Origin of the sequence: Micromonospora sp. CA-249363 (genome assembly GCF_050950185.1) — a bacterium.
GTDB lineage: Bacteria > Actinomycetota > Actinomycetes > Mycobacteriales > Micromonosporaceae > Micromonospora.
On record NZ_CP192020.1, the window covers coordinates 1,063,438 to 1,076,032 of the forward strand.

Below are 12,595 nucleotides of genomic sequence, written 5' to 3' on the forward strand. Positions count from 1 at the left end.
CCGGACCGGCGAACCGGTCCGGGCGTCTCGTTGTCTGCGCGCCGCTACTGGCTGAAGCGCGCCCGGATGTCGTACTCGTAGGACGCCTTCTGCCAGATCACCGAGAAGCGGCCCGTCGGGCTGGACGCTGGCTGCGCGTAGCGACCGTCGGGAGCGATGGTCTCGTCCGCCCCGACCGTGCCGTCCGGACCGATCGTCCGGGCGTGCACCTGAGTGGTCGAGAAGTCCGGGCTGGGCGCCTGCCACGTGACGAGGCCGTCGCCGTCATCGTCCAGCGTGATCTTCGGCCAGTCACCGTCGCCGAGCCGGGTGACCGTGCCGAGCACCCCCGTGGAGGAGATCGAGCGCGCGAAGACCTGCCGACCCTCGGGAGTCCAGCGACCCCAGGTCAGCACCGCGTCGCCGTCCAGGTCACCGGCGAGCTCGTCGAAGAGGCTCAGCTCGTGGGCGGCCGGCGAGACACTGAGGACGCTGCCCAGCGTGTCGGTCTGGCTGAGGTGCCGCACGCGCAGGCGGGGCGGGTCGCCCGCCTTCGACCACCGGTAGCTGATCACCGCGTCCCCGTCCCGGTCCACGGCGAGCGAGACGCTGGCGTACCGCACGTCGGTGGCCCGCCCGGCGATGACGCGCAGCGGCGCGACCCCCTCGGGGCGCACGCGGCGCGCGACCACCCGCTCGTAGCTCTCCGTCCAGGCGACGACGGCGGTCCCGGTGCGGTCGACGCCCACGACCGGCTGGTCCGCACCGACACCGAGGGTCAGCTCCGGGCCGAGGGAGCTGTCCGCGCCGAAGTAACGGGCCTTCGTCGTGTACGTGCCGTCGCGGATCTCGGTCCAGGTGACCAGCGCCAGTCCCGACGGGTCGACTGCGACGGCCGGACTGACCCCGTGCCACGTCGTGATCATCTGGAGCGGACCCAGTTCGCCGGTGGCGGACACCCGGCGGCCCGCCACGAGGCCGTCCTGCGTCCACACCACGGCCGAGTCGCCGTCGTCGTCGGACGCGACCTTGGGCCAGAAGGCGGACGGGCCGACCGGCGAGAGCGTCTGGACCGGGCCGGCCGCGCCGTCGACCGAGACGAGCTGCGCCTTCACCTGGTCGTTGCAGCCACTCGTGTTGTTGTCGCAGCCCGCCCAGGCGAGCAGCGAGTCGCCCTGCCGGTCGACCGCGACGAAGGGCTGGTCCAGCCCGCTCCAGCCGGGCTCCGACACCACCTGGATCGGCGACCAGGTGGCCGCCCACGCCGGCGCCGGAACGCTTGCCAGCACGGCCAACGCGCCGACCACACCGGCGGCGAACTGTCGCGTACGCCGTCGGGCTGTTGATCTGTCTGTTCCGTGCACCGTCGCCCCCTCGATCGATGAACATGCTTGATCAAGGGGCATGATGCCACCGACTCAGGCGTGCCGCTCGCCGAGAACCGGAACGCGAAACGCCCCGACCGGATGGTCCCGGTCGGGGCGTTGTCGACGGTATGTCCGGTAAGGGCCTTGTCAGCCCTGGCGGCTCTTCCACTGCGGGTTCGCGCGGTTCACCACGACCACCCGGCCGCGACGACGGACCACCACCGAACCGGGCTTCTGCTTGAGCGCACGCAACGAGCTACGTACCTTCATGTCTGCCTCCTCGGCCTGGGGGTCTGGCCTGTATCGGTACCGGTTATCGGAACGCCGGGGACCGCCGCGCGATTCCCGGCGCCCGGGCGTCGAACCTTTGACCTCCCGCGCCCGTACCAGTGGCGGGAGGTTCAAGCCATGAGCGTGCGTCGGATGCTCGTCGTGGTGTTCGTCGTCGTGGCGGCGGCACCGCTGGGCGGCACGCCCGGCTGGGCGCACGGCGCCCCCACCGACCCGGTCAGCCGGGCGGCGGCCTGCGGGCCCGAGGGCCGGTACGCGTCCACCAGCGCCTGCCGGGCGGCCGTGGCGGCGGGCGCGGCGGTGCGGGAATGGGACAACGTACGCGTCGCGGCCATCAACGGTCGGGACCGGGAACGGATCCCGGACGGCGAACTGTGCAGCGGGGGACTCTCCGCGTACCGAGGGCTGGACCTGCCCCGGACCGACTGGCCGAGCACCCGGTTGACGACCGGCGCGACGTTCACCTTCCGGTACCGGACCACCATTGAGCACCGGGGCACCTTCCGGCTCTACGTCACCACGCCCGACTACGACCCCCGTAAGCCGCTGACCTGGGCGGATCTGGAGTCGCGTCCGTTCCTGACCCGGACCGATCCGCCGGTGCGGGCGGGGGCGTACCAACTGGCCGGTCGGCTGCCCACGGGGCGTACCGGCCGTCACCTGATCTACACGATCTGGCAGAACTCCAACACGCCGGACACCTACTACTCCTGCTCCGACGTGGTCTTCGCGGCCCCGGGCGGTACCGGGACCCGCGCGTCGGCGAAGGCGTCGGCGCGTACCCCCGCGAGCCGGCCGGTCGCCACCGAGTCGGCGGTGGCGGCGGCGGCCGACCCGGGCGTGCCGGTGGCGTCGGTGCGCGCCCTCGACGGCCGGTGGCCGGTGCTGGCCGGCGTGGCCGTCGTGCTGGTCGTGGCGGTGCTGGTCGGGGTGGGTCGGCGTCGGCGCGACACCGTCGCGCCGACGGGACCGCGGTGCGAGGTGCGCAACCACCGGGCCGGGCGGCGCCGGATCTGGTGACCCGGCCCGCCCGTGATCCGGCGGGTCAGCCCAGCAGGCGGTCGATCTCGGCCAGGTCGTCGGCGTCGAGGTCGAGGTTGTGTACGGCGGCGATGTTGGTCTCCAACTGCTCGACGCTGCTCGCCCCGATGATGAGGCTGGTCATCCGCGGGTCGCGCAGCGCCCAGGCCAGCGCCAGTTGGGCCAGGGACTGACCGCGCCGCTCGGCGACCGCGCCGAGCCCCCGGATGGTGGCCATCTTCTCGTCGCCGAGGTCGCTCTCGTTGAGGAAGACGCTGGTCCGTACCCGCGAGTCGGCCGGGATGCCGCCCAGGTAACGGTCGGTCAGCAGACCCTGCGCGAGCGGGCTGTACGCGATGCAACCCGCGCCGACCTGCTCCAGCGTGTCGAGCAGGCCGTCGTCCTCGGTCCAGCGGTTGAGCATCGAGTACGACGGCTGGTTGATCAGCAGCGGCGTACCCAGGTCGCGCAGGATCGCCGCGGCCCTCGCGGTCTGCTCCGAGTTGTAGTTGGAGATGCCCACGTAGAGGGCCTTGCCGGAGCGGACGACGGCGTCCAGCGCGCCCATCGTCTCCTCCAGCGGGGTGTCCGGGTCGAACCGGTGCGAGTAGAAGATGTCGACGTAGTCGAGGCCCATCCGGCGCAGCGACTGGTCCAACGACGAGATCAGGTTCTTGCGCGAGCCCCACTCGCCGTACGGGCCGGGCCACATCAGGTACCCGGCCTTGCTGGAGATGATCAGCTCGTCCCGGTACGGCATCAGGTCGGTGGCGAGCATCCGGCCGAAGTTCTCCTCGGCCGAGCCGGGCGGCGGGCCGTAGTTGTTGGCCAGGTCGAAGTGGGTGACGCCGAGGTCGAACGCGCGCCGGACGATGTCGCGCTGGCGCTCGTACGGGCGGTCCGGGCCGAAGTTGTGCCAGAGCCCGAGGGAGACGGCGGGTAGCCGCAGGCCACTGCGTCCGCTGCGCCGGTAGGTCATGGTGTCGTAGCGGTCTTCCGCGGCGAGGTAGGTCACGATCATGAGCCTAGCCCCGGTCCGGTGTGCCCGAGATCGGGCGTGGGAAGCCGGACATCGGGGTAGTTTCGACCCGACGACCGGCCCAGCACCGCGGAAAGCGAGCGACGTGGACGACATCACCGCACTGATCCTGGACGACCACGCCGCCTTCCGGCGCGGCTTCGCCCGCCTCGACGACGCCCGCGACGAGCAGGAACTGCTGGCCATCTGGGACGCCCTCGCCCTGCACCTGGACATCCACGCCGAGGCGGAGGAGGCGATCCTCTACCCGCACCTGGTCAAGCACGGCGACGACGGCGAGGACGAGACCGCCGACGCGATCGGCGACCACAACAAGATCCGGGACGCCGTCGCCGAGTCCAAACTGCACCCGGTCGGCTCCAAGCCCTGGTGGGAAGCGGTCGGCACGGCCCGGCGGGAGAACAGCGAGCACCTGGCCGAGGAGGAGGACGAGGCGCTGCCCGACTTCCGCCGGCACGCCAGCTTCGAACTCCGCGCCGAGCTGGGCCAGCGCTGGCTGACCTTCTACGGCGAACACAAGAACGGGCGCAACCTGCCCTTCCGCGACAAGGACCCGCAGGGGTACGTGGCCGATCACCGCTGAGATCTCCCCGCTGCGGGGGAGTCGCGCACCGCGCCCACGCCAGCAGAATGACCGCATGACCCTCCGCGCGGCGCTGGCCCCGCTGGTCGCCGGCAGCACCTGGCGACGCGGCGTGTTCCTGCTGCTGGGCGGTGTGCTGGCGTTGCCGTACGGGGTCCTCGCGGTGACGTTCGCGCAGATGCTCACCGACTCGGAGATCCCCCGCCCGCTGGTGTACGTCCTGCTGGTGGTCGCGGCGCTGATCGCCGTGGTGCCGCTGCTGCTGGACGGCAGCCGGGCGTTGGAGATCGCCGCCGTACGGGCCCTGCTCGGCGTCGACCTGCCCGACCCGGCACCGGGACACCGGGGCGACCGGGAGAGCCGCCTGCGCAGCGCGCTCTGGATCGCGACACACCTCATCGTCGGCGCGGTGGTGATGATCGCGCTGTTCAGCGCCCTGCCGATGGCGCTGGCGTTCATCGCCCAGCAGTTCGGTGTGGGCGACGAGCTGACCAGCCGGGAACGGTTCGGGCCGCTGGACGGGCGGGACAGCGGCTGGCTCACGCTGGCCGGGGTCGCCCTGCTGGTGGGCCTCGGGTACGCCGTCGCCGGGCTCGGCGCGCTCGCCGTCTCGATGGCCCCGGTGCTGCTCGGCCCCGCCCAGGCCGAGCGGATCGCCGCCCTGGAGGCGCGCGCCACCCGGCTCGCCGAACGCAACCGGCTGGCCCGCGAGCTGCACGACTCGGTCGGTCACGCGTTGACCGTGGCGACCCTGCAGGCAGGAGCGGCCCGCGAGGTGCTCGACAGCGACCCGGAGTTCGTCCGGCGTGCGCTGGCCGCCATCGAGGACGCCGGCCGGACCGCCATGGACGAGCTGGACCACGTGCTGGGGCTGCTCCGCGAGACCGGATCAGGCCGGTCGTCGGTGGCGCCGCAGCGTACGCTCGCCGACCTGGACCGGTTGGTCACCGACGCCCGCGCGGCGGGCCTGACCGTGTACGACCGCCGCGACGGCGACCCGGCGGCGGTGCCCGCCGTGGTCTCCCGCGAGGGTTACCGCATCGTCCAGGAGGGACTGACGAACGCCGCCCGCCACGGGCACGGGCCGGTGACGCTGCGGCTGGACCTGCACCCGGACGCCCTGGAGTTGGAGATGGAGAACGCCCTGAGCCACCCGCGCCGCTCCGGTCTGAGCCATCCTTCGTCCGCGACTGCGGGGCTCGCAAAACCGGCTCACTCCTCGCGCGCACCGGGGCGGGGCGGACGGGGCCTGGACGGCATCCGGGAACGGGTGCTGCTGCTGGGCGGCCGGCTCACCGTCGGCCCGGACGGCGACCGGTGGCTCGTCAAGGCCCGCCTGCCGTACGAGGACGCGCGATGACCACCGGCGTGCTGATCGTCGACGACGACGAGCTGATCCGGGTCGGGCTGCGGGCCATCATCGACGCACAACCCGACCTGCGGGTGCTCGCCGAGGCCGCCGACGGCGCCGAGGTGCCGCCCCTGGTCGCCCGGCACCGCCCCGACGTGGTGCTGATGGACGTGCGGATGCCCGGCATCGACGGCATCCAGGCCACCCGGCACCTGCTGGCCACCTCGGCCGACCCGCCCCGGGTTCTGGTGGTCACCACGTTCGCCAACGACGAGTACGTCTACGAGGCGCTGCGCGCCGGCGCGTCCGGCTTCCTGCTCAAGCGGGCCCGGCCGGCGGAGGTCGTCGAGGCCGTACGGGTCGTCGCGGCCGGGGAGTCGCTGCTGTTCCCGGCCGCGATCCGCCAACTCGTCGGGGCGTACGGACCGGTGGGTGGGGACCGCCTGGCCGCCGCACGCCTCACCGAGCGCGAGGCCGAGGTGCTGCGGCTGATGGCGACCGGCCGGTCCAACCCGGAGATCGCCGCGCACCTGGTCGTCGGCGTGGAGACGGTCAAGACGCACGTCGGCAACGTGCTGGCCAAGTTGGGCGTCCGCGACCGTACCCAGGCCGTCATCGCCGCCTACGAGTCCGGCTTCGTCACCCCGTCCGGCTGACCGGCCGTTCCCTCGGCGGGGGGAGCGGGTTCACCACCGCCCGGGAGGGAACCGGCCGCCAATCGGCCGAGGCTGTAGGCATGACGACGATCAATGAATCTCGAGCCCGTACCGACTCCCGCTGGCCCGACCGGCTCGCCCCGCTGGCCGCCGCCTGGCTCGGCCTGTGGGGCGTACTCGCCCTGCTCGGCACGCTCACCGGCGCCGGCTACCCGTTCGGTCCGAACGACCCTCACGGCGGTGACGTCAGCCTGCTGCGCCTGGTGCCGGTGGAGGTGGCCACCCCGCTCTTCGCCGGTGTCCTGCTGACCGCCGCCGTGGCCGCCCTGGCCATGAGCCGCCCGGCGATCCGTCCACCCGGCCCACTGCGGGCGCTGCTCGCCGGCTACGGCTGGGCGGTCGCGTTCGTCCTCGCCGTGGTCGTGCCGGACGTCCGCGTGCTGGTCATCCTCGGCTACCTGCCGATCCTGATCGTCGGCGCGCCGTTCGGCTGGCCGCCGGTCGACTACTCCGACATCTTCAACTGGGCCCTGTTCGGCCGGTTCGCCGCGCTGCTCGGCGGGCTGCTGCTGGCCGGTGCGGTGCTCGCCTGGCAACGCCGCACCGCCGGGAGTTGCGTCTCCTGCGGGCGGGACGACACCGACCGTGGCTGGACCACCCCGGCCGCCGCCGCCCGCTGGGGTCGGTGGGCCGCCGGCATCGCGGCGATCATCCCGTTGACGTACGCGGTGATCCGGTTCGCCTGGGCGGCGGGCATACCCCTGGGCATCTCCCGGGAGTTCCTGACCGAGATGCAGGACAGCGGGCTGGTCTGGGCCGGGTTCGGGCTGGCCGCGTTCGCCACCGCCGGCGCGATCCTCACCCTCGGTCTGGTGCAGCGCTGGGGGGAGCGGTTCCCCCGCTGGATGGTCGGCCTCGCCGGTCGGCGGGTGCCGGTGCCGCTGGCCGTGGTGCCGGCCACCCTGGTCGCCATCTCCGTCACCGCGGCGAGCCTCGGCCTGCTCAGCAACCCCAAGTTCTGGGAGCTCACCGGCGGGACCAGCCTGACCGGGGCGCCGATGCTGCTCTGGCCGCTGTGGGGCGTTGCGCTCGGCGCGGCCGCGTACGCGTACCACCTGCGCCGTCGGGGCGCCTGCCGGCGCTGCGGCCGGGGCTGAGGGTGGCCGTGGGGGTGCCACCCGAAGCCGGAGGCGCCCCCGGAAATGTGAGCTAGCGTTACTCGGGTGACTGCGCCTACCCCGGTAATCCCGGTTCCACCGGCCGACCTGCCCGGCACGCTCGGCGCGCTTCGGGCGGCCGGTCACCAGTACCGCACCGTCAAGCAGGAACTCCGCGACAACCTCCTCGCCCGGATGCGTTCCGGCGAAACCCGTTTCCCCGGCATCGTCGGCTACGACGACACCGTCCTGCCCGAGGTCGAGCGCGCTCTGCTCGCCGGGCACGACATGGTGCTGCTCGGCGAGCGCGGCCAGGGCAAGACCCGGCTGATCCGCGCCCTGGGCTCGCTGCTCGACGAGTGGACCCCCGTCATCGCGGGTTCGGTCCTCAACGAGCACCCGATGCGCCCGCTCACCCCCGCGTCGGTCGCCCAGGTCGCCGAGGCCGGCGACGACCTGCCGATCGGCTGGCTGCACCGCTCGATGCGCTACGGCGAGAAGCTCGCCACCCCGGACACCAGCGTCGGCGACCTGATCGGTGACGTCGACCCGATCCGCATCGCCCAGGGCCGCACCCTCGGTGACCCGGAGACCATCCACTTCGGGCTGGTGCCGCGTACCAACCGGGGGATCTTCGCCGTCAACGAACTGCCCGACCTGGCCGAGCGCATCCAGGTGGCGCTGCTCAACGTGTTGGAGGAGCGGGACATCCAGGTCCGGGGCTACCAGCTCCGGCTTCCCCTGGACCTGCTCCTGGTGGCCAGCGCCAACCCGGAGGACTACACCAACCGGGGCCGGATCATCACCCCGCTCAAGGACCGGTTCGGCGCGGAGATCCGTACCCACTACCCGGTCGACCTGGAGTTGGAGCTGGCGCTGATCCGCCAGGAGGCGGACCTGGTCGCCGCCGTCCCGGAGCACGTGCTGGAGGTGCTGGCCCGCTTCGCCCGCGCCGTACGGGAATCCCCGTCGGTGGACCCGCGCTCCGGCGTCTCCGCCCGGTTCGCGATCGCCGCCGCCGAGACGGTGGCCGGTGCCGCGCTGCGTCGCGCCGGGCTCCTCGCCGCCTCCGTCGACCCGGACGGTCGGCCCGAGAGCCCGGTGGCCCGGGTCGGTGACGCGGTGTCGGTGACCAGCACGCTGCGCGGCAAGGTGGAGTTCGAGAGCGGCGAGGAGGGGCGGGAGATCGAGATCCTGGCCCACCTGCTGCGGACCGCGACCGCCGAGACGTTCCGCGCCCACCTGGCCGGCCTGGACCTGTCCGGGTTCACCGCCCTCGTCGAGGACGGGACGGCGATCGAGACCGGCGAACTGGTCGGCTCCGCCGAGCTGCTGCGGCAGGTGGGCACGGTGCCCGGTCTGGCCAAGGTGCTCGACCGGCTCGGCCTGGGCGACGCGCCCACCCCGGAGGAGGCCGCCGCGGCCGTCGAGTTCGTGCTGGAGGGGCTGCACCTGACCCGCCGGCTCGGCAAGGACGTCACCGAGTCCGGGCGCACCGTCTACGGCGGCCGGGGCTGACCGTGGCCGGCAACCGGTTCCGGTACGGCCAGTGGAACGGCGGGCCCGACCCGCTGGCACCCCCGTACGACGTGCGCGAGGCGGTGGACGCGGTCGGCGCCGAGGTGCTGGCCGGCGGCAGCCTGCGGCAGGCGCTGCGCGACCTGCTGCGCCGTGGCCCACAGGGGCGGGGCGGGCTGGACGACCTGGCCGCCCGGGCGCGACGGCTGCGCCGCGAGGCGCTTCGTCGCGGCAACCTCGACGGCGCGGTGACCCGCGCACAGGCGCTGCTGGACCAGGCGCTCGCCGCCGAACGTGACGAGCTGCGGGGACGCGACGACGACAACGCGCGGTTCGCCGAGGCGGTGCTGGACAGTCTGCCCCGCTCCACGGCCCGGGCGGTCCAGGAGCTGTCCGGCTACCAGTGGGCCAGCGACGACGCCCGCCGTTCGTACCAGCAGATCCTCGACCAGCTCCGGGACGACGTGCTCGGTCAGCGGTTCGCGGGGCTGCGGGACGCCGTCCGCGCGTCCGCCGATCCGGCCGCGCAGCAGCGGCTCGCCGAGATGATGCGGGACCTGAACGACCTGCTGGCCCGGCACGGCCGCGCGGAGGACACCACCGACGCGTTCGCCGAGTTCATGCGTCGGCACGGCGACTTCTTCCCGGAGAAGCCGGAGACGGTCGACGAGCTGATCGATGTGCTGGCCCGCCGCTCGGCGGCCGGTGAGCGGCTGATGAACTCCCTGTCCGAGCGGCAGCGCGCCGAGCTGGCCGGCCTGATGCAGCAGTCCCTCGGCGACCGGCTCGCCGGTGAGCTGTCGGCGCTCGACGCGAACCTGCGGGCGCTGCGGCCGGATCTGCGCTGGGGACGCGGCGAGCGGGTCCGGGGCGACCAGCCGTTGGACTACGCCGACGCGGCCGGCGCGCTCGGCGAGATCGGCGAGCTGGACGACCTCCTGGACCAGCTCGACCAGGAGCACCCGGGGGCCACGCTCGACGACGTGGACGTCGACGCGGTGGCCCGCACGCTGGGCCGGGACGCGGCCGACGACGTCCGCCGGCTACGCGAGCTGGAACGCGAGCTGCGCCGGCAGGGCTGGGTGGGCCGGGACGCGGACGGGCTCACGCTCAGCCCGAAGGCCCTGCGCCGGCTCGGCGGCACGGCGCTTCGGCGGGTCTTCGCCGACCTGACGGCCGGGCCACGCGGCCAGCACGACCTGCGCTCGGCGGGCGCGGCCGGCGAGGTCAGCGGCGCGTCCCGCCCCTGGGAGTACGGCGACGAGCAACCGCTGGACGTGGTCCGCACGCTCACCCGGGCGGTACGCCGGGCCGGGCCGACGGTCCCGGTGCAGCTCGCCGTCGACGACTTCGAGGTGGTGGAGACCGAGAAGCGGGTCTCGGCGGCGGTGGTGCTCTGCGTCGACCTGTCGTACTCGATGATCTCGCAGGGTCGTTGGGGGCCGATGAAGCAGACGGCGCTGGCGTTGGCGCACCTGATGGAGACCCGTTTTCCGCAGGACGCTCTGCAGATCGTGGGCTTCGGTCGGGAGGCGACGACGCTCACCCAGCAGGAGTTGGCGGCTGTCGAGCCGGACCTGCAACAGGGGACGAACCTGCAACACGCGCTGCGGTTGGCCGCTCGGCACCTGCGCCGCCACCCGGACGCCGAGCCGGTGGTCCTGGTGGTCACCGACGGGGAGCCGACCGCCCACCTCGATCCGGACGACGGGGAGGCGCTGTTCCACTGGCCGCCGCTGCCGGAGACGATCGAGGCGACGGTCCGCGAGGTGGACCGGCTCAGCCGCTACGGCGCCACCCTCAACCTGTTCATGCTCGGTGACGACGAGGGCCTGCGCCGCTTCATCGACGCGGTGGCGAGACGCAGCCGTGGCCGCATGTTCACCCCCGACACCGACGACCTGGGCGAGTACGTCGTCTCGGACTACCTCCGGTCCCGCCAGTCCCGCCGCTGATTTTCCCCGTCGATCATGGAGTTGTGGTGGGTGGCAAATGCCGCTCGTCCGGGTGAACCGGGCACCACAACCCCATGATCGACGGGGTGGGGCGGGTGGGGTGGGGGTGTGGCGGACAGTGGTGGGTTGCGGCGGGCCTATGACCTGGTGTTTGCCGAGATCGACGGGGCGTCGTTCGGGCCTGCCCCTCGGGGGCAGTTGAGTGCCGAGCAGATCGTGGCGCACCTGGTTGCCAACGACGAGCTGATGATCCAGGCCAGCGAGGCGTTGATCGCGGGGTCGCCGTTCGCCTACTACGAGCTGGAGGAGGACATCCACCGTCCGCAGCTCGACGCGTTGGCCGCCGAGCAGGGCGGTCTGCGTGGCCTGGCGGCGCTGCTGCACGGCACCAGCGATCGCCTGTGCGGACTGGTCGACCAGCTGGGCCTGGCGGCGGAGGTCCCGGTGGAGACCCACCTGCGCGAGGGCTTCGACCTGATCGTCGACGAGCCGCTGCCCTGGTCCCGCACGCTGGACCTGCACGCGAGGGTCCACCTCCCCAAACACCAGGCCCAACTACACCTGCTGCGGACCTGAGTCGTCCCGGCCCAACCTCGTCGATCTTGCACTTTCTGTGGTGACAAAAGTGCACACAAGCGGGCATCTCGACAACAGAAAGTGCAAGATCGCGGGGGGTCAGGCCCGGGTCAGCTCTTCGCGGGGGTGGAAGGTGCGGCGGTAGGTGGACGGGGCCACGCCGATGCGTTGGTGGAGTTGTTGGCGTAGGGCGGCCGTCGTGCCGAAGCCACAGCGGCGGGCGATCTGGTCGACGGTGAGGTCGGTCGTCTCCAGCAGCAGCCGGGCGTGGTCGGTGCGCTGCCGCAGCAGCCACTGCGCCGGGCTCAGCCCCGTCTCCAGCCGGAAACGTCGGGTGAAGGTGCGGACGCTCATCCGGGCCTGCTCGGCGAGGTCACGCAGGGCGATCGGCTCGTGCAGGCGCTGCCGGGCCCACTCGCGCGCGGTGGCGGTGCTCGCATCGGTCGCCCGGGGTACCGGCTGTTCGATGTACTGCGCCTGCCCACCGTCGCGCCACGGCGGCATGACGCAGCGTCGGGCCGCCCGGTTGGCGATCTCGCTGCCGTGGTCGAGCCGGATGACGTGCAGGCACAGGTCGATACCGGCGGCCACTCCGGCCGAGGTGAGCACCCGGTCGTCGACGATGAAGAGCACGTCCGGGTCGAGGTCCACCCGGGGGTGCAGGCGGCGGAAACGCTCGGCGTACGCCCAGTGGGTCGTCGCCCGGCGTCCGTCCAGCAGGCCGGCGGCGGCCAGCACGAACGCGCCGGTGCAGATCGACATGATCCGGGCGCCCCGCTCGTACGCCGACCGCAGCGCCTCGGCCACCTCCGGCTCGATGGTGCCCGAGGTGAGCGCCGCGCCGTCGTGGATGCCCGGGACGATCACCGTGTCGGCGGTGTCGAGCAGCTCCAATCCGTGGTCCGGGAGCACCTGGAAGCCGGCGGTGCTGCGGACCGGCCTGCCGCCGGGGGTGCACACCCGGACGTCGTAGCGGTACGCGTCGTCCGCGCCCCGGGCGGTGCTGAAGACCTGGGACGGGGTGCCGAGGTCGAGGCCGACGACCTGGTCGAGGGCGAGGACGGCGATCCGGTGCGGGCCACTGCTCATGGCCCGATTATTGC

At 73.0% G+C, this 12,595-nt stretch carries 12 protein-coding genes; 8 read left to right on the plus strand and 4 right to left on the minus strand.

The features are described from left to right. Positions 1–44: 44 nt before the first annotated feature. Together ACQPZK_RS05060 and ACQPZK_RS05065 are read right to left on the minus strand one after the other, a co-directional pair. On the minus strand, positions 45–1,343 hold the full coding sequence (locus tag ACQPZK_RS05060) for a hypothetical protein (RefSeq protein WP_433537170.1): 1,299 nt from the start codon (positions 1,341–1,343) through the stop codon (positions 45–47). Positions 1,344–1,493: 150 nt separating this feature from the next. Continuing rightward, on the minus strand, positions 1,494–1,616 hold the full coding sequence (locus tag ACQPZK_RS05065) for a 50S ribosomal protein L36 (RefSeq protein WP_030490864.1): 123 nt from the start codon (positions 1,614–1,616) through the stop codon (positions 1,494–1,496). A 138-nt stretch (positions 1,617–1,754) separates the two neighbouring features. On the opposite strand from ACQPZK_RS05065, the gene ACQPZK_RS05070 reads away from it, so the two are divergent. Continuing rightward, positions 1,755–2,657: a lytic polysaccharide monooxygenase auxiliary activity family 9 protein gene (locus ACQPZK_RS05070; protein ID WP_433537171.1), complete on the plus strand. Its 903-nt coding sequence runs from the start codon at positions 1,755–1,757 to the stop codon at positions 2,655–2,657. Between the two features lie 25 nt (positions 2,658–2,682). On the opposite strand, the gene mgrA is transcribed toward ACQPZK_RS05070, so the two are convergent. Beyond that, entirely contained in the window at positions 2,683–3,678 is a 996-nt protein-coding gene (mgrA, locus tag ACQPZK_RS05075) for an L-glyceraldehyde 3-phosphate reductase (protein WP_433537172.1), read from the minus strand. A gap of 103 nt (positions 3,679–3,781) precedes the next feature. Here mgrA and ACQPZK_RS05080 point away from each other — a divergent pair, with 103 nt between their 5' ends. The 7 genes from ACQPZK_RS05080 to ACQPZK_RS05110 all read left to right on the plus strand — a co-directional run bounded on the left by ACQPZK_RS05080 (position 3,782) and on the right by ACQPZK_RS05110 (position 11,492). After that, positions 3,782–4,279, plus strand: coding sequence for a hemerythrin domain-containing protein (locus ACQPZK_RS05080; RefSeq protein ID WP_433537173.1), 498 nt, complete (start codon positions 3,782–3,784; stop codon positions 4,277–4,279). Between the two features lie 55 nt (positions 4,280–4,334). Then, the gene (locus ACQPZK_RS05085; protein WP_433537174.1) at positions 4,335–5,639 is read left to right on the plus strand and encodes a histidine kinase; all 1,305 of its coding nucleotides are present in this window, start codon (positions 4,335–4,337) and stop codon (positions 5,637–5,639) included. Next, positions 5,636–6,286 carry a response regulator transcription factor gene (locus ACQPZK_RS05090; RefSeq protein ID WP_433537175.1) on the plus strand — a complete coding sequence of 217 codons (651 nt, stop codon included), beginning with the start codon at positions 5,636–5,638 and terminating at the stop codon, positions 6,284–6,286. The genes ACQPZK_RS05085 and ACQPZK_RS05090 overlap by 4 nt, the downstream gene beginning before the upstream one ends. An 80-nt stretch (positions 6,287–6,366) precedes the next feature. After that, a complete protein-coding gene (locus ACQPZK_RS05095) occupies positions 6,367–7,443 on the plus strand; it encodes a hypothetical protein (RefSeq protein WP_433537176.1) in 1,077 nt (358 codons plus the stop codon). A 66-nt stretch (positions 7,444–7,509) separates the two neighbouring features. Continuing rightward, the gene (locus ACQPZK_RS05100) at positions 7,510–8,961 is read left to right on the plus strand and encodes a magnesium chelatase (protein WP_433537177.1); all 1,452 of its coding nucleotides are present in this window, start codon (positions 7,510–7,512) and stop codon (positions 8,959–8,961) included. Between the two features lie 2 nt (positions 8,962–8,963). Further along, positions 8,964–10,916, plus strand: a complete 1,953-nt coding sequence (locus ACQPZK_RS05105) for a vWA domain-containing protein (protein WP_433537178.1) — start codon at positions 8,964–8,966, stop codon at positions 10,914–10,916. Positions 10,917–11,024: 108 nt separating this feature from the next. Continuing rightward, positions 11,025–11,492: a hypothetical protein gene (locus ACQPZK_RS05110; protein WP_433537179.1), complete on the plus strand. Its 468-nt coding sequence runs from the start codon at positions 11,025–11,027 to the stop codon at positions 11,490–11,492. 99 nt (positions 11,493–11,591) lie between these two features. Here the strand turns inward: ACQPZK_RS05110 and ACQPZK_RS05115 are convergent, their stop codons facing one another. Next, positions 11,592–12,581 carry a GlxA family transcriptional regulator gene (locus tag ACQPZK_RS05115; protein WP_433537180.1) on the minus strand — a complete coding sequence of 330 codons (990 nt, stop codon included), beginning with the start codon at positions 12,579–12,581 and terminating at the stop codon, positions 11,592–11,594. Between the last annotated feature and the right edge of the window lie 14 nt (positions 12,582–12,595).